The sequence below is a fragment of the Enterobacter sp. E1 genome (assembly GCF_016809815.1).
In the GTDB taxonomy this organism is placed as follows: domain Bacteria; phylum Pseudomonadota; class Gammaproteobacteria; order Enterobacterales; family Enterobacteriaceae; genus Enterobacter; species Enterobacter adelaidei.
In genome coordinates this window covers 497,960-519,528 of sequence record NZ_JAFBJM010000002.1, presented here as the reverse complement: position 1 = coordinate 519,528, position 21,569 = coordinate 497,960, and the positions used below count along the sequence as shown (strand labels likewise).

The window sequence follows — 21,569 nt, the reverse complement described above, 5'->3', positions numbered from 1 at the left end:
AAAAACTGCCGCTGTTGATACCAGTGTAATTTCCGCCACTAATCACCCTTTCCTAGTACTTCCTATATGGCCAGGAGCGGATGTTGCTCACCTATAAGTACCCCAGTAAAACAAAACACTCATCTTTGCAATCTTTTTATGTTTATAAGAAGTTCCTCGATCAACTCTTCCGAATTTTGGCTGTAATGCAATGCCCGATGGCAATTCGGGCATAGTGCAATACAATTGCTTATGGTGTCAGCACCAGATAAAGAGACTGGTATCACATGATGGGCTTCGAGATATTGGGTATCGCCATTTATTAAGAACGGTGCATTTTCACCACATCTTTCACAAACTCCCTTACTCTTTTTTTACAATACCCAAACTTTAACAGCAGGATCCCGAATATAAACCTTCTGAACTCTTTTTAATGTTCCAATTTTTTATATCCCTCGGGTTCGTTCAAAGGAACTTTTATTTGCTTACTGATCATTTTACTTAGAACACTCTAATCATTTATAGGCTCGAAAAGCGCTGATGTATCTCCGTATATGATAGGTTTCCAAAACTCAGCACTATTGACACCAGGAACATTTATCATTGCTTGCTTAGTTCTGTTCCCTGATGGTGCATCTTTTTTACCAGTGCTGCTCAAATGAGTCTGATAAATACACATTTCTTAGAGAATATCGGAATGGTAGTTTCCCACTAAAGAAAAATACATCACCAGTATGTATTTTTCTTTCAGCTATAGATGGTATATGTCTTCTAATTAGTGATGAGGTCAAATACACAACGACTTTTTTTACCCCGGAATAAATAAGTCGTTCAACGATATAATCGAGGGCAACATCATAATCTTTTTTCTATGCGCCGGTCCTTAGGGCTCAAATATCAGGCCATATACCTCTTCTTCTTCACCCACTTGGTACTTTGCGTTCAGTTTCATACCATTTTTATCAATGACTTGCTATTTATTGCGCGGGAAATTTCTAGTATAAATTAAGGAATTGTGAGGCGGAATAATGGATTTAGTAATTTGGCTAAAGTTAGACATGTTATAAGTGGGTGTGGTTTCACTTTAACTTAAATTCCTAAGTATTAAAGAAAGCAAGCTGGCTTATATAAACAGCCAGCCTTGGATAATTCAGTTCACTTCTTACATAAAATACTGGGTTTTACTCCGTACTCAATACATGCACTCAAAAATGTATTTATAAGCCAGATTAGCTGAACAGTATAAGGTTTGGCTGACTGATTTTCCTTGATGATTTCCAACTCATCGATTAATGTTTGTTTCCTTAAAAAAGGAGCGGCTAATATTAACTCCCTATTAGTTTTCGGACTTTCATTAATTTTGTCAAGAGCTAACTCAATGTCTTTCCTGGATGTGTCAATTGGTCTAACTCTACTAATCTGCGTTTGTAAATATTTTAAAGACCACTCATTATCATACTTATCAAGGTAGAGTTCTTTTGGTGAATGCAACCTACCAATATTTTTCAAAGCTTGACTTATAACTTCATGAAACTTACTGGCGCCATAACTCTCTTTTTTAATATATTTAGAATGAATAAACTTTATGGATGGATTTCCTGTTGTGATATCCAGCACAATGTGGTCGGCCCACTCATCATTCATATCGTCACAAATCACAATAACACCTTTATTTGAATAGATGTTTTCCACTCGTCTAAATAGCGATCTCACTGGAAATCTTTTAATATTTGCTGGATAAGATTGTTTATCATCTTTCTCTTTTTCCGATCTGATTGTTGAAAAATCAAAGCTATCATCAAAAACGGACAGGAAAATATTCAAATTATTTAACATTGTCTTATCTTCAAAACACGAACGACCATGATAGCAATATTGGGGGGAATCGAAGGTTATAGTGAATGGCTTAAAGTTGTTAATATATTTACTAAGCGACATTAACTGAGAACCATTTTCATTAATCATTATGCCATCGAGATATTTGGATACTATAGTAACAACTTTAGTATTGAATCTTAGACGACATTTGAATTTGATTCTTAAATTGGTTAGCGTTTCACCATCTAATAAATATGATGATTTAAATCCATTGAAAAATTTATCAAGTTCAACGGAACTTAACGTCACCGCTCCATGAGGCAGGTCTTTTGTTAGTGTCAAATTATGGGACGTACCACGTACCATATCATCCAATTCGCTAAGATCTATAAAAATAGCTTTTGGCTTGACTTTTTTTGCTAATAATTCACTCAAAGTAATTGGGGAAGAGAAACCTGCCATTAACTTACTTGACAATGAGGCTGTGTTGGATAATTCATTTACTGTGGCTATTGCCCATGAGCAGAAATTAAAAAAATCCACTTTTTTATCTTTGTATCCTATTCGTGAAGTATTTGGCGTCAAAGTAAATATATCATTTCCCGTCTTGACTCTAAATACCCTTGGAATTGAACGTCCAGTCGTGTTAGGAGAAAGAATGCCACTTAGATTTTTTGCTTCCACTGTTCTATTTCTTATCACTGCATCTGAAAGTGACATATTCCTCATGCTAATTTTTTCATACTCTGGATTCAGTCTTCCATTAAAGTTTGAAAATTTATCAAACTCAAAGTATTCTATGAACTTTTCTAACTCGCTTTCAATTGCATCAACATTTTTCTTCGATATTATTAAAAAATCCTGAACTTCCAAGATCATTAGATATGCATACTTGCTTTCTGAAATGCTAGTGCCTTGTAGAAATGAAGGCTCTTCCATAATTTTAAAGGATACCAAAGAGTAAGTTAAATTTTCATCGCCTACAACAGCTTCAGATTTAATTTTCTTTATAAGAAAGGCACCATCTTTTATCGAGGAGATGCTTCTAAAAAGATTTATTATTTTATTTCTTGATAAAGATTTCTTTAACTTAAAAAATTGTGCGTTTTTTGATAAAATTAAATCATTGATACTGAAAATATATTTAGTCACTTTGATGTCCTTATAATTAACATTTGAATGTTCAAGAAGAACTAGACAGCATCTCAGAGAAAACTAAAGGGGAAATAAAATAGTTTAGATTCAGAAAATCACATTAGCACATAAGACATTAAAAGTAATTATCTAAAATAATGTCAATTATTGACTCGCGCAGTATTTAACTGCAAAAATTTGATTTAGGTTGTTTTTTTTTTGCAAAGGCCAAGCCACTAGGCCCTAAATGCCGCTTCTGTTGCTTCTGTTGCTTCTGTTGCTTCTGTTGCTTCTGTTGCTTCTGTTGCTTCTGTTGCTTCTGTTGCTTCTGTTGCTTCTGTTGCTTCTGTTGCCTCTGTCGGTTCGGCGGAGCTTGCCGGCGTGCCGGTTAGCGCAATTGGCCTGACGACCCGGGACATTGGGGAGCAGAAATTTTAAGAAATCCGGAAAATTGACCGTTTTTTGAAATAAAAACGCCATTGTAACTTTCGTGTTTAGACATAGAAAAAATTTTTTAACAAAACATAGCAATGCGCCTTGTGCGGTGATCAAAATTGCGAACTTCCGCTTCTCGCTCAAAGCAGACCTGAGGACCAGCCAGCCTAACCTCTGCGAGCCAACAGTAGACATTATGCATTAGTTGACGGATCATACTCCCACTGCGATTCGTCACTGTAAATCGTACCATCATCATCCATTACTTGGGCATTAAGGTGTCTTGCAATCCGCAACATCTTTCTGTACAGGTATGTATCGGGCCATGTGGTATAAATATTACCTGCGCTCCAGTCAAGCCATGGTTCTTCGTACAAAGAGTGACCTGACCACAAGGCGTTGTAATCGCCGTTTATAATATATCTGCTTAATTCATTATCGTTATTAATGTAGCTAAGCCATTCATCAGCGGTTATCTGCGCATCCTCATTATCTGCCCAAAATTCAGCTCTCGTTATGTGCAATTCAACACCCATAGCATCTCCTTAACGCTGGTATAGACTTCACAAACTAACATAGTGGTTTATTAAAAACGAGGTGAGTAACACTGCAGAATCTATAGACTTGAACGATATGTCTGCTCTTCGCTCACACCGGACTCGCCCCGCCCCACAAGCCCACTCCGTGTAGAGCATAGTAGTTCAGCTCTTTAAAATCGCATGACTCACCTGAATAGGGCCCTTACAATTACCCCCAACCTGAACTTTCGACGACCGTTTAGGTCAACAAAAAACTAAACAGGGCATTTCCTGTTGAAACTCAGAACCTTCCAGTTTTTTTTCGCCCCTCATGATGGTTCCATCGTGCCCGGTACAAATCCGACACTCATTAACCAACGGAGGTTATCATCTTGAACAAGACAATACTCTCATGCTTTGTGGCCGCGCTGCTGGCTGTGTCCGCCATGTCCGCTCAGGCCAGGACCCCGGCCAAACTCCATTCGCCAGTGTCAGGCGTGCTCTGCGACCGATATGTATGCGCCAATGACAAGGGAATTTCCCGTGAGCTGACCGAGAAGTATCTCGGCAAGAAGGCTGCTGCAAACGAGGTGTTCACGTCGAGCGATGTCGATCTGACCGAATTCACCTTTGCTAACGGCATTTTCTGCGATGTGAAGGAACGGCTGTGTCGTGAAGATCGTTATTATGGCACCAACGGTCAGCGCTCCGGGGCGGTCTCTAAAAAGTACACAAAGCTGCTCTTTGGTGAATAACAATGATGCAAAAGAGACCACAGACAGAGGCTACGTTATAGGGATATAAATTATATTTTGCAGCGTATATTTTAGATGATGATATGCTTGCCGAAATTAAATATTTCATTAAGGATTGCATTGCGGAATATTGCTCTGTTACTACGCTTTAGCTGAGCGTAACAGTGAAGCGGTCTGGTTACGTGAATTCCCATTCACTACCATGAGCGAATAACGGAATGAAAAACCGCATAATGATTGTCGGTGGCGGCACGGGAGGGACGATTGTCGCCAACCTGCTGGCCAGGAAATTACGACGCGAAATTGCCGCCGGTCAGGTAGAACTGATGCTGATATCCGAATCACCGGTGCACTACTACAAACCCGCGTTTATGTACGTCGCGTTTAACCTCTTTCATCACCATGAGCTGGCCCGGCCGGAGCGGCAATTACTGAGTCCGGAAATTCAATTTATTACCGATAAAATAGAATCTTTCGATTTTAAACAACGTCGTTTATACAGCGCCAGTAAGAAATACTACGACTGGGACCTGCTGGTTATTGCTACTGGCTGTACACCTTTCCCACAAAAAATCCCTGGCCTTGCTGAAGTGGGCGATCATTTTTACCAATACGCGGCGGCCAGACAATTAGCCCATAAACTTGCCACCATTAAAAAGGGACGAATCTTTATCACCGTCTCTTTCCCGGAAACGCCGAATGTTCCCCACCAGTGCGGCATTGCCCCCATTGAAACCACGCTGATGGTTGACGACTATCTGCGCCAGCGTGGGGTGCGTAATCAGGTTGAGATTGTTTATACCTATCCGACCGTAGCGCAATTACTGCGAAACTGTCTGTTCCTGCAACGTCCGGTTGGGGAGGCGCTGGGGGATATTTTTGCTGCCAAAGGTATAAAGCACCAGCGCGGTTTTACCTTAAGTCATGTCGATCCTGACAGCAAAATCGCGTATTCCGCCGAGGGCGATTCGCAGAACTTCGACATCCTGATGGCCACGCCTCCTATCAGGGCGGTAGAAGCGGTGCGTAATACGGGGCTCAGTGAGATTCAGAATGGAGAAGGCTGGTTGCCGACGGATCACCAAACGCTGGGCGTCTACGGGTTAGAAGGCGTTTATGTGATCGGCGATACCGTCGATCTCCCTATCAGTAAAGCTGGCGGGTCGTGCCATAACCAGGCCCCGATCATTGTCGACAATATTGTGGCGGAACTGTATGGCAGACCACCCGGAAGCGGTAATCATTACGATGGCCGGGTTCAGGCCGTCGCGCAGATGGGGCTCTGGGCGGGGATGCCGCTGGTATATGACTATCGCAATGATGTGACGCCGGTGCCTGCGACAAAACTCGGTGGCATGCTGCGAAACGGTTTTAACCGTGGACTGTATTGGGGTGTCGTGAGGGGGATGTTCTGATGAGCGAACAGGAACAATTGCTGAAAAATCTTGCTCCGCTTATGGCCGGCAATCGCCTGAATAATCTTGTTGATTTGCTCGCCCTGGTGGCGGACCTGCTTGAAATGACCGATAACGCGATGGTCGAAAAACTGGCCGGCGTTTTTGAAGATGTTGTGACTGTCGGCTGGGAAGGCGGAACTGCGCTACGCATGGCATGGGGAGAGCAAATTAACCGGGAAGGGGATGTTTCGCTTCGGCAGGTGTTCTCGATGCTGAACGATCCAGATACCCGTCGCGGCATTATGCTTCTACTGCGCGTTCTGCAGATTACGGGGCAACGCCTGAGTGCTCTCTCATCCGTAGACTACCCGGAGTGTACTGAAATAAAGAACTGACCAAAATGCCGGGGGGCGGCTGTGCCGTTCCCGGCCGGCAAAAGGGCAATGCAGACTATTTGTCCCCACTTCCCAACCTGTACGCCAGCGCCACCACCAGCGACTGCACCAGGCACAGCGTTGCTGACTGGGAGCGGAACGCATCCACCTGTGCCTCTTTCACCACAAAACAGAGATCGCTGAACGTCGCCAGCGGGCTGATCTGGCTATCCGTAATCACAATCTGACGTGCGCCGACGCTGGCGGCGGTTTCGCTGACCATCACCGTCTCTTCCGCGTACGGCGAGAAGCTGATCGACACCACGATGTCTCGCGCCTTAATGCGGCTGATTTGCTCGCGCAGCATGCCACCCATCCCGTCGAGCAGAATCGGGCGGCACTCCAGGTGGCTCAGGGCATAGGTCAGATAGGCCGCGACGCTGAAGGAACGGCGTAAACCGGCGATGTAGATGGTGTCGGCATCGGCCAACAACTGCACGGCGCGCTCCAGCATTTCCGGTTCGGCGCGGGCGGCCAGTTGCTGTAACGCCTGCGCATTCGATCGAGCGAATTCCTGCAAAATATCAAGCGGCGTTTCCGGCACGGCCTCGCTCTCCATTTCGCGAAACAGCCGGGCGCGGTCGCTATAGCTGGCTGTCTCCTCCACCAGGTTCATGCGAAACAGCTGTTTCATCTCGTTGAAACCGGTGAAGTCAAAGGCATTGGCGAAGCGGATGAGCGTCGACGGCGGTACGTCGGCGCGCTCGGCAATGACAGCAACTGTATCAAAGGCCACGCTGTTGGTGTTATCAAGCACATAGCGGGAAACCTGCTGCAGCCTCTTGCTCAGGCTATCGTAGCGATCGCGGATTTGCTGCTGCAGTTCGTTCAGGCTGGTTGCTGTCGTCATGTTATCCCCCAAATACAGTCATATGATTCTAAACGCAAAACCGCGTCTTTTAAATGTCGGCCATCCATCTGGCAGCAAAAATGAAACAGAAGCTTCAGTCATTTCCTCGCCCGAAATTCCTTAATAGCTCAGGCTGAGTCAGTGATGTTGGCTGTTAACATAAAAATCCATCCTTGATCACAATAATCATCATTTATTTTATTTCAACTTAAAATGGAATATTTGTTTCATATATAGTGTTCAGTACACAACGTTCAGGTAACAGTCACGTATCAACAGCGAGAGGTTAAGGATGGAGACGGTAGCGAATTTTATTCACGGCGAATGTGTCACCGGTTCAGGCCAGCGCGTTCAGGCGATCTTCAACCCGGCCACTGGTGAACAAATCCGCCAGGTGGTGATGAGCACGGCACAGGAAACCGAACAGGCGATTGCCGCAGCACAGCAAGCGTTTCCCGCGTGGGCGCGTTTTGCTCCACTTAAGCGCGCACGTGTGATGTTCCGCTTCAAAGCGTTGCTTGAAGAGAATATGGAGCGTCTGGCCCGTATCATCAGTGAAGAACACGGTAAGGTCTTCTCAGACGCAGTTGGCGAACTGACCCGTGGCCTGGAAGTGGTGGAATTCGCCTGCGGCATCCCGCATCTGCAAAAAGGTGAACACTCTGCGAACGTCGGCACGGGCGTCGACAGCCACTCGCTGATGCAGCCGCTCGGGGTCTGCGCCGGGATCACGCCGTTTAACTTCCCGGCGATGGTACCCATGTGGATGTTCCCGATTGCGCTGGCGACAGGCAACACCTTCGTGCTGAAACCATCGGAAAAAGACCCTTCACTCGCGCTCGCGCTGGCGCAGCTGCTGAAAGAGGCCGGCCTGCCGGACGGCGTCTTCAACGTGGTGCAGGGCGATAAAGAGTCCGTTGATGTGCTCCTGACCGACCCACGCGTGCAGGCGGTGAGCTTTGTTGGCTCAACGCCGATTGCCGAATACATTTACCAGACCGCGTCCGCCCACGGTAAGCGTTGTCAGGCGCTCGGCGGCGCGAAAAACCACTGCATTTTAATGCCGGATGCCGACATGGATATGGCGACGAACGCCATCATGGGCGCGGCTTTTGGGGCGGCAGGGGAGCGCTGTATGGCGCTTTCCGTGGTGCTGGCCGTGGGCGATAAAACCGCCGATGATCTCTGCGCCCGGCTGGAAAAACAGATCGCCGCGCTGCGCGTCGGGCCGGGGCTGGACCAGAAGCCAGAAAACGAGATGGGGCCGCTGATCTCCGCCGCGCACCGCAGCAAGGTGCTGGGCTACATTGACAGTGGCGAAGCGCAGGGGGCGAACCTGCGCGTGGATGGGCGTGGCTTCAGCGTGAAGGGTCACGAGCAGGGCTATTTCGTTGGGCCGACGCTGTTCGATAACGTCACTCCGGAGATGACCATCTATAAGGAAGAAATTTTCGGTCCGGTGCTTTCTGTGGTGCGCGTAGCAGATTACGCCAGCGCGGTGGATCTGATTAACCGCCACGAATATGGTAATGGCTCGGCTATTTTCACCCGTGACGGTGGCTGCGCGCGCCGCTTCTGTGAAGAGGTGCAGGCGGGCATGGTGGGGGTCAACGTGCCGATCCCGGTACCAATGGCATTCCACAGCTTCGGCGGCTGGAAGCGTTCCATCTTTGGTGCGCTCAATGTTCACGGGAACGATGGCGTGCGTTTCTACACCCGAATGAAAACCATCACCGCGCGCTGGCCGGAAATGCAGCAGGAGACAGGCGCTGCGTTCTCCATGCCGACGCTGGGCTGACAGGGGGTTTTATGCAAACCGAACGTATGACCATGGCCCAGGCGCTGGTCAGATTCCTTAATCAACAATACGTTAGCGTTGATGGTAACGAAACGCCCTTTGTGGAGGGCGTGGCAACGATCTTTGGGCACGGTAACGTGCTCGGTATCGGCCAGGCGCTGGAGCAGGACCCCGGCCATCTGCAGGTGATGCAGGGCTGTAACGAGCAGGGGATTGCCCATATGGCGACGGGATTCGCCAAACAGCATCGCCGCCAGCGTATTTTTGCCGTCACCTCATCCGTTGGGCCTGGTGCTGCCAATATGGTGACGGCGGCCGCGACGGCCACGGCGAACCGTATTCCGCTCCTGCTGTTGCCGGGCGATATCTACGCCAGCCGTCAGCCGGACCCGGTGTTGCAGCAGATCGAGCAGTATCACGATCTCAGCATCAGTACCAACGACTGTTTCCGCCCGGTCTCCCGCTACTGGGACCGCATCAACCGTCCTGAACAGCTCATGAGCGCGATGTTAAGCGCGATGCGAACGCTTACTGACCCCGCAAATACAGGGGCAGTGACCATTTGCTTACCTCAGGATGTGCAGGGGGAAGCCTGGGATTACCCCCTGAGTTTCTTTGCGCGTCGTGTGCATCATATTGAACGCCGTCCACCTGACCCGCAGCGGCTGGCGCAGGCTCAGGCATTGATTGCCCGCAAGCGCCGTCCGCTGGTGGTATGCGGCGGCGGCGTACGTTATTCCGGCGCGCATGAGGCGTTTCGTGAATTTGTCGAGACGTTACAACTGCCGTTTGCCGAAACCCAGGCCGGAAAGGGGGCGCTGGTAAGTGACCACCCGCTTAATCTGGGGGGCGTCGGTGTGACGGGCGGAATGGCCGCCAACCAGCTTGCGCCGCAGGCTGACCTGGTGATTGGTATCGGCACGCGCCTGACCGATTTTACCACCGGCTCCAAGGCGCTCTTTTCCCATCCGGACGTCGAGTTCCTGCTGCTGAACGTGGCCGAGTTTGACGCCCTGAAGCTGGATGCCACCGCGCTGATTGCCGATGCCCAAACCGGGTTGACGGCCTTGACCCACGCGCTGAAAGATTATCGCAGCGGCTGGGGAGAGGCGATCGCTGAGGCGAAATCCGCCTGGCGCGACGAGTGCCGTCGCCTGTGGGATCGCCAGTGGCGTCCGGACGACGCGCCTGAAGTGGCAGGGCACCTTGATGCGCAGCTCATGGAATACGGTGAAATGCTCAACACCCGCCTGACCCAGACTCGGGTGCTTGGGCTGATCAACCAGCATGTTGAAGATAACGCCATCGTGGTGGGCGCGGCCGGTTCGCTGCCGGGGGATTTACAGCGCCTCTGGCAGGTCAAAACGCCGGACAGCTATCACCTGGAGTACGGCTACTCCTGCATGGGTTACGAGATTGCGGCAGCCATCGGCGCGAAGCTGGCAAAACCTCAGCAGCCGGTGTACGCCATGGTGGGTGATGGTTCGTACATGATGCTGCATTCAGAGCTGCAAACCGCCGTGCAGGAGGGCATAAAGGTCACCATTCTGCTGTTTGATAACGCGAGCTTCGGCTGCATTAACAACCTGCAGATGGGGCACGGAATGGGCAGCTTTGGCACGGAAAACCGCTACCGCAACCCGAAAACGGGTCGGCTTGACGGGCCACTGGTGAAGGTCGATTTTGCGCAAAACGCGGAAAGCTACGGCTGTCGTGCATGGCGGGTTCATGACGAGCAAAGCCTGCTGACGGCGCTGGAAGCCTCGCGCGCCCATCCGGGGCCGACGCTCCTCGACATCAAAGTGCTGCCGAAAACGATGACCCATGATTACGCGTCATGGTGGCGAACCGGCGACGCGCAGGTGGCTGAGTCGCCAGCGGTGCGCCAGGCCGCCGAGCAAACACAGGCTCAGGTGAAAAAAGCCCGTCAGTATTGAGTTTTCCTGCCGTAACGAAATTTTCATTTCATTTTTCTTTTCCCCTCACCCTGACCCTCTCCCAACGGGAGAGGGGACGGTACGGTGTGGTTTTCACTCCCTCGCTCCTTTGTAATGGAGGGGCATACCTTCCTTCATGTTGTGAGATTGATAACAAAATTTATCTCATACATCTCAAAAGTGTTAACCCGCACTCAAAAACATAATTTTCACTATTTATAAAAATGAAATAAATGTTTTATTTATAGTGTCGTTAGTTCACAGCATTCACCAACACCGGGAGCCGTTATGTTTAACATTGCTTTACTGGGCGCTGGCCGAATTGGCCAGGTACATGCAGCTAACATCGCCAGCCACAGTGCGACCACGCTCTGGTCCGTGGTTGACCCGAATCAGGAATTTGCCACCCGCCTCGCGACGCAGTATCAGGCCCGCCAGCAGAGCCTTGACGAAGCGATGACCGACCCTAACGTTCATGCCGTGCTGATCGCTTCCGCGACCGACACCCACGCGGATCTGATTGAAATGGCCGCCCGCCACGGCAAGGCCATCTTCTGTGAAAAGCCGGTACACCTTGACCTCTCTCGCGTGCGTGACTGCCTGAAAGTGGTCAAAGAGTACGACGTGCCGCTGTTCATCGGCTTTAACCGTCGCTTTGACCCGCAGTTCCGCCGTGTGAAAACCGACGTTCAGGCCGGGCGCATCGGCAAACCGGAATCACTGCTGATCATCTCCCGCGATCCCTCTCCGCCGCCTGCGGAGTACGTGCGCGTCTCCGGCGGCATGTTCCGCGATATGACCATTCACGACTTTGACATGGCGCGCTTCATCATGGGTGAAGAGCCGGTGTCGGTGTATGCCCAGGGCAGCAACCTGGTGGATCCGGCAATTGGCGAAGCGGGGGATATCGATACTGCATTTATCGTTCTGAAATATGCCTCCGGCGCGATGGCGACCATCGTCAACAGTCGCCGCTCTTCATACGGCTACGACCAGCGCCTTGAACTGCACGGTTCCGAAGGGCTGCTGTGCGCGGGCAACATTCTTGAAAACCAGGTGCAGCACTACGGCCAACAGGGCTGCACCAGCGCGCTGCCGGAACACTTCTTCCTGCAACGCTACAAATCCGCTTACGCCGCGGAATGGGAACACTTTGTTGCGGTACTGCGCGGCGAAGCGGTGCCTGATTGCAGCGGCGATGATGGTGAACGTGCGCTGTACCTTGCGGATAAAGCGCTGGAATCGCTGCGTAGCCAGCGCGAGATCGTCCTCTAAACACAACAACCCTACACAGAGAGACATAATAATGAAAAAACTGATCTTAGCCGCCCTCATCGCCATGACATCCGGGGCTGCCATCGCCGAAAACGAGCAAATTGTTTTCAGTACGCCAAACCTGGCCATGCCGTTTGAAGTTCACATGCAGCGCACCGCGGTGAAAGCCGCAAAAGAGATGGGCGTGAAGCTCCAGGTGCTGGACGGGCAGGGCAGCTCACCGAAGCAGGTGGCTGACCTGGAAAACGCCATCACCCGTGGTGCGCAGGGCTTTATCGTCTCCCCGAACGACGTGAACGCGGTCTCCAGTGCGGTGGATGAAATTCAGGATGCGAAGCTGCCGGTTGTGACGCTTGACCGCTCCGTCGACAGCCAGAAAAAAGTGCCGCACTTTGGCGCCAATAACTACAAGGGCGGCCAGGCGGTTGGCGACTTCGTCAAAACCAAATTCCCCAACGGCGCGGACATTATTCTGCTCACCGGTCAGCCAGGCTCTTCCTCCAACATTGAACGCACCAAAGGGATCCGCGACAGCCTGAAGGCGGGCGGGGATAAATACAAGATCGTCGCCGATCAGACCGGCAACTGGATGCGTTCGGAAGGGATGCGCATTGTCGAAAGCGTTCTGCCGTCGCTGCCGAAACGTCCGCAGGTGATCCTCTCCGCCAACGATGATATGGCGCTGGGGGCGATTGAAGCGCTGCAGAGCCAGGGGGTGAAGCCGGGCGAAATTCTGGTGACCGGCTTTGATGCGGTACCGGAAGCGCTGGCCCGCGTGCGCGACGGCTGGCTGGCGGTCACGGCGGATCAGCGCCCGGGCTTTGCGGTGACTACGGCGATGAGCCAGCTGGTGGCTAACGTACGTGAGAAAAAAGCCATCACCGGAGCGGACTATCCGCCGACGCTGATCACCAAAGAGAACCTGCAGCAGGCTGAGCGTATTGCTGAGGCCGGTAACTGATTTGTCCGGAGCCGCCGTACGGGCGGCTCCCCATAAATAAGGAGCAGGCTGATGTCGCAACCCTTACTGAAAGTAACCGACCTGGCAAAAAGCTTTTCCGGCGTATGGGCGCTGAGCAGCGCCCAGCTCACCGTCGGCACGGGTGAAATCCACGCTTTGCTGGGTGAGAACGGCGCCGGGAAATCCACGCTGTTGAAGGCACTCGCGGGCGCACAGCCGCAAACGCGCGGGGAGATCTGGTTCAACGGTGAAGTGCTGCCGGTGGACGACTCCCCGGTAGAACGGCAGAACAAGGGCATTATTACCATCTATCAGGAATTCAACCTGCTGCCCAACATGACCGTCGCGGAAAACATGTTTCTCGGACGCGAACCGCGCAAACGTAACCTGATCGTCGACGAAAAAGCGGTCAATCAGGAAGCGCAGGTGATTCTCGATTATCTGCAACTGAACGTCGCACCGACCACGCCCGTCGCCCGTCTGAGCGTGGCCCAGCAGCAGATGGTGGAGATCGCCCGGGCGCTGACCCTCAATGCCAGGCTGATCATCATGGATGAACCCTCCGCCGCGCTGAGTGACAGCGAGGTGGAAAGCCTGCACCGCGTGGTGCGGGAGCTTAAAAACCGTGGCGTGAGCATTATTTATGTCACTCACCGCCTGCATGAAGTTTTCCAGCTTTGCGATCGTTTCACCGTTTTCCAGGATGGCCGTTTCACCGGCACCGGCGCGGTAGCGGAGACCAACGTAGAGCAGTTGATCCGCCTGATGGTAGGGCGTGACGTGGCCTTTAACCGCCGCCCTGCCAGCGAAACCCATCATCAAGACAAACCTGTCCGTTTGTCGGTGAAGGGGTTAAGCCGGGAAAAACCGCCGCTGGATCCACACGGTATCGCTCTGCATGACATCAGTTTCCACGTCCACGCCGGGGAAGTCTTAGGGATTGCCGGGCTGGTGGGGGCAGGCCGTACCGAGGTGGCGCGCTGCCTGTTTGGCGCTGACGCCTTTACTTCGGGCAGCTTTGAGCTGGACGGCGTGCCGTACCAGCCGCGCGACCCGCTTTATGCCCTCGATCAGGGGGTGGCGCTGGTACCGGAAGACCGTAAGAAAGAGGGGGCGGTGCTGGGGCTGTCGATTCGCGACAACCTGTCGCTCTCCTGCCTCTCCTCGTTGCTGCAGTGGCGCTGGTTCGTGAATACCCGCAAAGAGGACGACCTGATTGAGTCCTACCGCCAGGCGCTGCAGATCAAAATGGTCAACAGCGCGCAGGAGGTGCGCAAGCTCTCTGGCGGCAACCAGCAGAAAGTGATCCTCGCGCGCTGCATGGCGCTCAACCCGCGGGTGCTGATTGTCGATGAGCCGACGCGTGGCATCGACGTCGGGACCAAATCGGAAGTGCACCAGGTGCTGTTTGATATGGCGAAAAAGGGCGTGGCGGTGATTGTGATCTCCTCCGATCTGCCTGAAGTGATGGCGGTGTCTGACCGGATCATCACGCTCAGTGAAGGCCGAGTGACTGGCGAGATCCACGGTGACGACGCTAACGAAGAACGGCTGATGACGATGATGGCCATCAACCACAACGCCCTGAACGCGGCATAACGGAGTTTCTCATGACGCAGATGATTTCTAAAACGCAGGCCCCGGTCAAACGCGCCGGACGCATCGATCCCATTGCCTTCTTCGAGCGCTTCGGGGTGCTGATTTTCATGATCCTGCTGCTGATCTTCTTCCAGTCGCAGAACAGCAACTTTTTCTCTGAACGCAATATTTTCAACATCCTGACCGAAGTCTCCATCTACGGAATCATGGCCGTGGGGATGACCTTTGTCATCCTGACTGCCGGGATTGACCTCTCCGTGGGCTCCATTCTGGCGGTGTGCGCCATGACCGCGGCCTACGTAATCAAGGGCGATAACTTCACCACCGTTGACCCGAACGCCTGGGGCGGCATGAGCTGGCTGATTGGGCTGGGGATCTGTCTGGCCATGGGCACGGCGATTGGTTTCCTGCACGGTCTGGGCGTCACCCGCCTGCGCCTGCCGCCGTTTATCGTTACCCTCGGCGGGATGACCATCTGGCGCGGTCTGACGCTGGTGATTAACGATGGCGCGCCGATCGCCGGTTTCGATCAGGGCTATCGCTGGTGGGGGCGCGGGGAGCTGCTCGGCATCTCCATTCCGATCTGGATCTTTGCCATCGTCGCCATCGGCGGTTATCTGGCGCTGCATAAAACCCGCTGGGGGCGCTTTGTCTACGCCATTGGTGGCAACCCGGAGGCGGCACGTCTGGCTGGGGTGAACGTGAAGCGCGTGCTGGTCAGCGTCTATGTGCTGATTGGCTGTCTGGCTGGGCTGGCGGGCTTCATCCTGAGCGCCCGTCTGGGGAGCGCTGAGGCGGTGGCCGGGATCTCCTTTGAGCTGCGCGTTATTGCTTCAGTAGTCATTGGCGGCACGTCGTTGATGGGCGGCTACGGACGCATCGGTGGCACGATTATCGGCTCCATCATCATGGGCATTCTGATTAACGGCCTGGTACTGATGAACGTCTCGGCCTACTACCAGCAAATTATCACCGGATTAATTATCGTTCTGGCGGTGGCATTCGACACCTATGCCAAGAGCCGTCGCGGCGCACTGTGAGGATCACGATGAAAGAGGTTCGTATTGGATTGATTGGCACCGGATATATCGGCAAGGCGCATGCCATTGCCTATGCCCAGGCCCCGACGGTGTTCAACCTGCGCGGCAAACTGGTGCGTGAGATGGTGGCGGAGGTGAACCCGACGCTGGCGGCAGAGCGCGCGCAGGCGTTTGGCTTCAATCGCTCAACCGGTGACTGGCGTGCGCTGGTGGCCGACCCGGCCATTGATGTGGTGGATATTTGCTCCCCCAACCATCTGCATAAAGAGATGGCGCTGGAGGCGATCCGTCACGGCAAGCATGTTTACTCGGAGAAGCCGCTGGCGCTGAATGCCCACGACGCGCGCGAGATGGTCGACGCCGCGAAGCGGGCAGGGGTGAAAACGCTGGTGGGGTTCAACTACATGAAAAACCCGACGGCTCAGCTGGCGAAAGAGATTATTGCGCGCGGCGAAATTGGAGAGGTGATCCACTTCTACGGCACCCACAACGAGGACTATATGGCCGACCCGCTTTCCCCCATTCACTGGCACTGTTTTAAAGAAACCGCCGGACTGGGCGCGCTGGGTGACCTGGCGGCGCATATCGTCAATATGGCCCAGTACCTGGTGGGGGAGATTGAGCAGGTCTGTGGTGATCTGAAAATCGTAGTGCCGGCGCGTCCGGCGAAGGCCGGATCGTCGGAAATGGTCGCCGTGGAAAATGAAGATCAGGCCCACGCGATGGTGCGCTTCGCGGGCGGGGCACAGGGCGTCATTGAAACTTCCCGCGTCGCCTGCGGCCGCAAGATGGGGCTTTCGTATGTGATCACCGGGACGAAAGGTGCCATCAGCTTCACCCAGGAGCGGATGGCGGAGCTGAAGCTTTATCTGCATGACGATCCGGTGAATCGTCAGGGGTTCCGCACGCTGCTGGTCGGCCCGGCACACCCGGACTACGGCGCGTTTTGCATGGGCGCAGGTCATGGTATCGGCTTTAACGATCAAAAAACGGTGGAAGTGCGTGACCTGGTAGACGGCATCGCCGCCGACGCGCCGATGTGGCCGGACTTCGAAGAGGGCTGGAAGGTCTCGCGCGTGCTGGACACCATCGCACTCTCACACCAGCAAGGCCGCTGGCTGAACGTGAATGACATTGTCTGAAGAGGGTTCAACGTGGAAAAGCAGTTTGATGTGATATGCATGGGCCGCGTGGCGGTAGACCTCTACAGCCAGCAGATTGGTGCCCGTCTGGAGGATGTGTCGAGCTTCGCCAAATATCTCGGCGGCTCGTCCGGCAACGTGGCGTACGGCACCGCGCGTCAGGGCCTACGCTCGTCAATGCTGGCGCGCGTCGGCGATGAGCATATGGGACGCTTCCTGCGGGAAGAGTTAAACCAGGTGGGCTGTGATACCAGCCATCTGATCACCGATAAAGACCGCCTCACGGCGCTGGTGCTGCTCGGCATTAAAGACCGGGACACCTTTCCTCTGATTTTTTATCGCGATAACTGCGCGGATATGGCGATTACCGCCAGCGATGTGGACGAAAGCTACATTGCCTCCGCACGGTGTCTTGCCATCACCGGGACTCACCTTTCTCACCCGCAGACCCGCGAGGCGGTGCTGACGGCGCTGAATTACGCCCGCCGTCACGGCGTGCGCACGGTGCTGGACATCGACTACCGTCCGGTGCTGTGGGGGCTAACCTCCTTAGGCGACGGCGAAACGCGTTTTATCGCCGCCGATCAGGTCACCCGCGAGCTGCAGGAAGTGCTGCACCTCTTCGACGTCATTGTCGGCACCGAAGAGGAGTTTCATATTGCCGGGGGCAGCACCGATACGTTGCAGGCGCTGGCGCAGGTGCGCCACGTCAGCAAGGCGACACTGGTGTGCAAGCGCGGCGCGCTGGGATGCTCGGTGTATACCGATGCCATTCCCCCTCGGCTGGACGACGGCCTGACGGTGACCGGCGTGCGCGTGGAGGTGCTGAACGTCCTCGGCGCGGGGGATGCGTTTATGTCCGGCCTGCTGCGCGGTTATCTGAACGACGAGGGCTGGGAGCAGGCGTGCCGCTACGCCAACGCCTGTGGGGCGCTGGTGGTCTCGCGGCACGGCTGTGCGCCGGCGATGCCGAGCAAAATCGAGCTGGATGATTATCTCTCGCGCGCCGCAATGGTGCCGCGCCCGGATCTCGATCCGCGTCTTAACCATCTCCACCGGGTCACTACCCGCCGTCGCGAATGGCCGGAGCTGTGCGTGATGGCGTTCGATCACCGCAGCCAGCTTGAGGATATGGCGCTGCAGTGCGGCGCGTCGCTCAAACGCATTCCGGCCCTGAAGCAGCTGATCCTGCAGGCCAGCCGCGAGGCGGCAAGCTCTGCCGGGCTGGAGGGGAAAGCCGGTCTGCTGTGCGATGGCACGTTTGGTCAGGATGCGCTGAACGCCATTACCGGCGAGGGGTGGTGGATTGGTCGTCCTATTGAGCTGCCGGGCTCGCGTCCGCTGGAGATGGAACACGGAAATATTGGTACCCAGCTTATCAGCTGGCCGCAGGAGCACGTAGTGAAGTGCCTGGTCTTTTTCCATCCGGAAGATGCCCACGGCCTACGTCTGGAGCAGGAGCAGAAAATCGCTGAGGTGTACCACGCCTGCTGTCAGTCCGGACATGAACTGCTGCTGGAGGTGATATTGCCCGCCAGCATGCCGCGCAGCGACGAGCTCTACCTGCGCGCCATTTCCCGTTTCTACAACCTGGGCATCTACCCCGACTGGTGGAAACTGCCGCCGCTCTCTGCCGGGGGCTGGACGGCGCTGAGCGAGATTATCGCGCGCCGGGACCCGCACTGTCGCGGCGTGGTAATCCTGGGTCTGGATGCTCCGGCAGAACAGCTGCGTGCCGACTTCAAAGCCGCATCGGGACAGGCGCTGGTAAAAGGCTTCGCCGTGGGACGCACGCTGTTTGGCGATGCCTCCCGCGCATGGCTGAAACACGATATTGACGATGCGCAGCTGGTGGCGCGCATTCGGGACAACTACCTGCAGCTTATCGCCTGGTGGCGCGAGCGCGGACACGCATAATGGAGACGACAATGAGTGTACAACTGGGCATCAACCCGCTGACGTGGACGAACGACGATCTGCCTTCACTGGGCGCAGAGACATCTCTGGAGACCTGCCTGAGCGAAGGGAAAGAGGCCGGATTCGCGGGGTTCGAACTGGGCAATAAATTCCCACGTGAAGCGCGCCTGCTCGGCCCCATCCTGCAGCGTCACGACCTGCAGCTGATCTCCGGCTGGTATTCCGGCCGCCTGCTGGAACGCAGCGTTGAAGACGAGATTGCTGCCGTGCAGTCCCACCTGACGCTGCTGCGCGAGCTGGGGGCGAAGGTGCTGGTTTTTGCGGAAGTGAGCGGCTGCATTCACGGCGAGCAGCAGACGCCGGTTCACCTGCGCCCGCGTTTCCCGCAGGAACGCTGGAAAGAGTATGGCGAGAAGCTCACCGAATTTGCCCGCTATACGCAGCAGCAGGGAGTACAGATTGCCTACCATCATCATATGGGCACGGTGATTGAGTCCGCTGAAGACGTGGACAACCTGATGATCCACACTGGCGATGCGGTGGGGTTACTGCTGGATACCGGCCACCTGACCTTTGCCGGAGCCGATCCGCTGGCTGTGGCGCAGCGCTGGGCGTCGCGCATCAACCACGTTCACTGCAAAGACGTGCGTGCCGACGTGCTGGCGGACGTCAAAAACCGCAAAACCAGCTTCCTCGATGCGGTGCTGAGCGGCGTGTTTACCGTGCCGGGCGACGGCTGCGTGAACTACCCGCCGATCATGCAACTGCTGAAAGCGCAGGACTATCACGGCTGGCTGGTGGTGGAGGCCGAGCAGGACCCGGCGATTGCCCATCCGCTGACCTACGCCCGTCTGGGGTATAACAACCTGAGCTGCCTGGCGCGCGACGCCGGGCTTATCTGAGGAGGTGCCATGTCACGTCTGTTATCACGCTGGCAACAGCCGAACGTTGAGGGACGGACTCAGTCCGTCACGCCGGAAAGCGCCGGTTGGGGGTATGTCGGCTTTGAGGCGTATGAGCTGCAGGAGGGGCAGACGCTGACGCTGCCCGCCGTCAGCGAAGAGCGCTGCCTGGTATTGGTGGCCGGGCGCGCTTCCATCAGCACGCCTTCAGCACTGTTTACTGACATCGGCGAGCGGATGAGCCCGTTCGAGCGCATCAAACCCTGGGCGGTGTACGTCACCTCACAGGAGACGGTGCAGGTGAAAGCGCTAACGAAAGTCGAGCTGGCGGTCTGCGCCGCGCCCGGCAAAGGGACGTACCCGACGCGGCTGATAGCCCCGCAGGATATTGACGGCGAAGCGCGTGGTAAGGGCCACAACCAGCGCTACGTGCATAACATCCTGCCGGAAAACAAACCCGCCGACAGCCTGCTGGTGGTGGAGGTCTGGACCAACGAAGGCTGTACCAGCTCGTACCCGAGCCATAAGCACGACACGGACAACCCGCCAGACGAAACCTATCTGGAGGAGACGTACTATCATCGTCTCAACCCGGAGCAGGGGTTTTGTATGCAGCGTGTCTATACTGACGACCGGTCGCTGGATGAGTGTATGGCGGTCTATAACCGTGATGTGGTCATGGTGCCGAAGGGCTATCACCCGGTGGCGACAATGGCCGGGTATGACAGCTACTACCTCAACGTGATGGCCGGGCCGGTGCGCAAATGGATGTTCACCTGGGAAGAGGACCACGCGTGGATTAATCGCGATTATCCCGCAGAGAGGGGGGACTGAGACGGCCTTTCTTGTCGGGTCGGGTGGCGCTGCGCTTACCCGACCTACGAAATCGTAGGCCCGTGCAAGCGTAGCGCCGCCGGGCGAATTTTTCTCAGTGCATCCGCCTTGCCTGCTCAATCGTCCGGGCGATAGCCTCCGGCTGGCTCACCATCGACACGTGGCTTGCCGTCACCTCGACGGTTTTCGCATGGATCGTCTTCGCCATCGCGCGCTCAAGAGCGGGGTTGATCATTCGGTCATTCTTGCTGACCACAAACCAGCTCGGTTTGTCATGCCACGCCGCGTGGGCAACCTTTTCACCAAACGCCTCGGCCTTAATTGGCCCCTGCGTGGCTGCAATCGTATCTTGAATGGCTGGCTTCACGTCAGGCGCGAAGTCCCTCCTGACGGCTTCTGTCGGCAGGTATAAATAGCCGTCCGCCGTTTTAGCAATGCCCGCGCTGCCCGGCGGGGCAGGATAGCTTCCTGCCAGATCCGCCGTCGACTGGCCGGAATCCGGCGCGAACGCCGCCACATACACCAGCGATTTAACCCGCGCATCGTTGCCTGCTTCGCTAATCACGGTGCCTCCCCAGGAGTGGCCCACCAGCACCACATTCCCGTGTGCACGGGCGATGGCTCGCTGCGTGGCCGCTACGTCATCTTTTAGCGATGTGAGCGGCAACTGGACGGCTATAACCTCGGTATGTTGTTTTTGCAAAAGAGTAATCACCTTATTCCAGCTGCTGCCGTCGGCAAACGCGCCGTGCACCAGCACCACGCTGGTTTTACTCTCCGCCAAAGCACTGGCCGAAATCGCCAGCAAACCCGCTGTCAGTAACGATAATGCTTTCATCTTCAG

General features: G+C 54.4%; 18 protein-coding genes. 13 read left to right on the top strand and 5 right to left on the bottom strand.

The window, feature by feature from the left end:
• Positions 1–119 precede the first annotated feature (119 nt).
• The 3 genes from JGF26_RS22520 to JGF26_RS08575 all read right to left on the bottom strand — a co-directional run bounded on the left by JGF26_RS22520 (position 120) and on the right by JGF26_RS08575 (position 3,902).
• The gene (locus JGF26_RS22520; RefSeq protein ID WP_276321484.1) at positions 120–302 is read right to left on the bottom strand and encodes an HNH endonuclease; all 183 of its coding nucleotides are present in this window, start codon (positions 300–302) and stop codon (positions 120–122) included.
• Between the two features lie 832 nt (positions 303–1,134).
• The gene (locus JGF26_RS08580) at positions 1,135–2,949 is read right to left on the bottom strand and encodes a hypothetical protein (RefSeq protein WP_134707670.1); all 1,815 of its coding nucleotides are present in this window, start codon (positions 2,947–2,949) and stop codon (positions 1,135–1,137) included.
• Between the two features lie 611 nt (positions 2,950–3,560).
• Positions 3,561–3,902 (bottom strand): hypothetical protein, encoded by a 342-nt coding sequence (locus JGF26_RS08575; protein WP_134707671.1) that lies wholly within the window; start codon positions 3,900–3,902, stop codon positions 3,561–3,563.
• 374 nt (positions 3,903–4,276) lie between these two features.
• On the opposite strand from JGF26_RS08575, the gene JGF26_RS08570 reads away from it, so the two are divergent.
• The 3 genes from JGF26_RS08570 (at position 4,277) to JGF26_RS08560 (ending at position 6,431) form a co-directional block, all read left to right on the top strand.
• Complete coding sequence (locus JGF26_RS08570) at positions 4,277–4,639, top strand: YcgJ family protein (RefSeq protein WP_323673943.1); 363 nt, start codon at positions 4,277–4,279, stop codon at positions 4,637–4,639.
• Positions 4,640–4,857: 218 nt separating this feature from the next.
• Positions 4,858–6,054, top strand: a complete 1,197-nt coding sequence (locus JGF26_RS08565; protein WP_134707672.1) for an FAD/NAD(P)-binding oxidoreductase — start codon at positions 4,858–4,860, stop codon at positions 6,052–6,054.
• Positions 6,054–6,431 carry a DUF1641 domain-containing protein gene (locus tag JGF26_RS08560; protein WP_028016106.1) on the top strand — a complete coding sequence of 126 codons (378 nt, stop codon included), beginning with the start codon at positions 6,054–6,056 and terminating at the stop codon, positions 6,429–6,431. Before JGF26_RS08565 ends, JGF26_RS08560 begins: the two co-directional genes overlap by 1 nt.
• Before the next feature lie 55 nt (positions 6,432–6,486).
• Here JGF26_RS08560 and JGF26_RS08555 read toward each other — a convergent pair whose 3' ends face one another.
• On the bottom strand, positions 6,487–7,320 hold the full coding sequence (locus JGF26_RS08555) for a MurR/RpiR family transcriptional regulator (protein ID WP_028016107.1): 834 nt from the start codon (positions 7,318–7,320) through the stop codon (positions 6,487–6,489).
• Between the two features lie 292 nt (positions 7,321–7,612).
• Between JGF26_RS08555 and JGF26_RS08550 the strand changes: the two genes are divergently transcribed.
• The 10 genes from JGF26_RS08550 to iolB all read left to right on the top strand — a co-directional run bounded on the left by JGF26_RS08550 (position 7,613) and on the right by iolB (position 20,725).
• On the top strand, positions 7,613–9,118 hold the full coding sequence (locus JGF26_RS08550; protein WP_028016108.1) for a CoA-acylating methylmalonate-semialdehyde dehydrogenase: 1,506 nt from the start codon (positions 7,613–7,615) through the stop codon (positions 9,116–9,118).
• Positions 9,119–9,129: 11 nt separating this feature from the next.
• Positions 9,130–11,055 (top strand): 3D-(3,5/4)-trihydroxycyclohexane-1,2-dione acylhydrolase (decyclizing), encoded by a 1,926-nt coding sequence (iolD, locus tag JGF26_RS08545; RefSeq protein ID WP_134707673.1) that lies wholly within the window; start codon positions 9,130–9,132, stop codon positions 11,053–11,055.
• Positions 11,056–11,343: 288 nt separating this feature from the next.
• On the top strand, positions 11,344–12,330 hold the full coding sequence (iolG, locus tag JGF26_RS08540; protein WP_134707674.1) for an inositol 2-dehydrogenase: 987 nt from the start codon (positions 11,344–11,346) through the stop codon (positions 12,328–12,330).
• A gap of 31 nt (positions 12,331–12,361) precedes the next feature.
• Positions 12,362–13,291: a sugar ABC transporter substrate-binding protein gene (locus JGF26_RS08535; RefSeq protein WP_134707675.1), complete on the top strand. Its 930-nt coding sequence runs from the start codon at positions 12,362–12,364 to the stop codon at positions 13,289–13,291.
• A gap of 51 nt (positions 13,292–13,342) precedes the next feature.
• Entirely contained in the window at positions 13,343–14,890 is a 1,548-nt protein-coding gene (locus JGF26_RS08530; RefSeq protein ID WP_134707676.1) for a sugar ABC transporter ATP-binding protein, read from the top strand.
• Between the two features lie 11 nt (positions 14,891–14,901).
• Complete coding sequence (locus tag JGF26_RS08525; RefSeq protein ID WP_049005552.1) at positions 14,902–15,930, top strand: ABC transporter permease; 1,029 nt, start codon at positions 14,902–14,904, stop codon at positions 15,928–15,930.
• Between the two features lie 8 nt (positions 15,931–15,938).
• Positions 15,939–17,072, top strand: a complete 1,134-nt coding sequence (locus JGF26_RS08520) for a Gfo/Idh/MocA family oxidoreductase (protein ID WP_134707677.1) — start codon at positions 15,939–15,941, stop codon at positions 17,070–17,072.
• Positions 17,073–17,084: 12 nt separating this feature from the next.
• Positions 17,085–18,989: a 5-dehydro-2-deoxygluconokinase gene (gene iolC, locus JGF26_RS08515; RefSeq protein ID WP_134707678.1), complete on the top strand. Its 1,905-nt coding sequence runs from the start codon at positions 17,085–17,087 to the stop codon at positions 18,987–18,989.
• A gap of 11 nt (positions 18,990–19,000) precedes the next feature.
• Complete coding sequence (iolE, locus tag JGF26_RS08510) at positions 19,001–19,891, top strand: myo-inosose-2 dehydratase (protein ID WP_128348030.1); 891 nt, start codon at positions 19,001–19,003, stop codon at positions 19,889–19,891.
• Between the two features lie 9 nt (positions 19,892–19,900).
• Positions 19,901–20,725: a 5-deoxy-glucuronate isomerase gene (gene iolB, locus JGF26_RS08505; RefSeq protein WP_134707679.1), complete on the top strand. Its 825-nt coding sequence runs from the start codon at positions 19,901–19,903 to the stop codon at positions 20,723–20,725.
• A gap of 94 nt (positions 20,726–20,819) precedes the next feature.
• Here the strand turns inward: iolB and JGF26_RS08500 are convergent, their stop codons facing one another.
• A complete protein-coding gene (locus tag JGF26_RS08500; RefSeq protein ID WP_134707680.1) occupies positions 20,820–21,563 on the bottom strand; it encodes an alpha/beta hydrolase in 744 nt (247 codons plus the stop codon).
• Positions 21,564–21,569 lie beyond the last annotated feature (6 nt).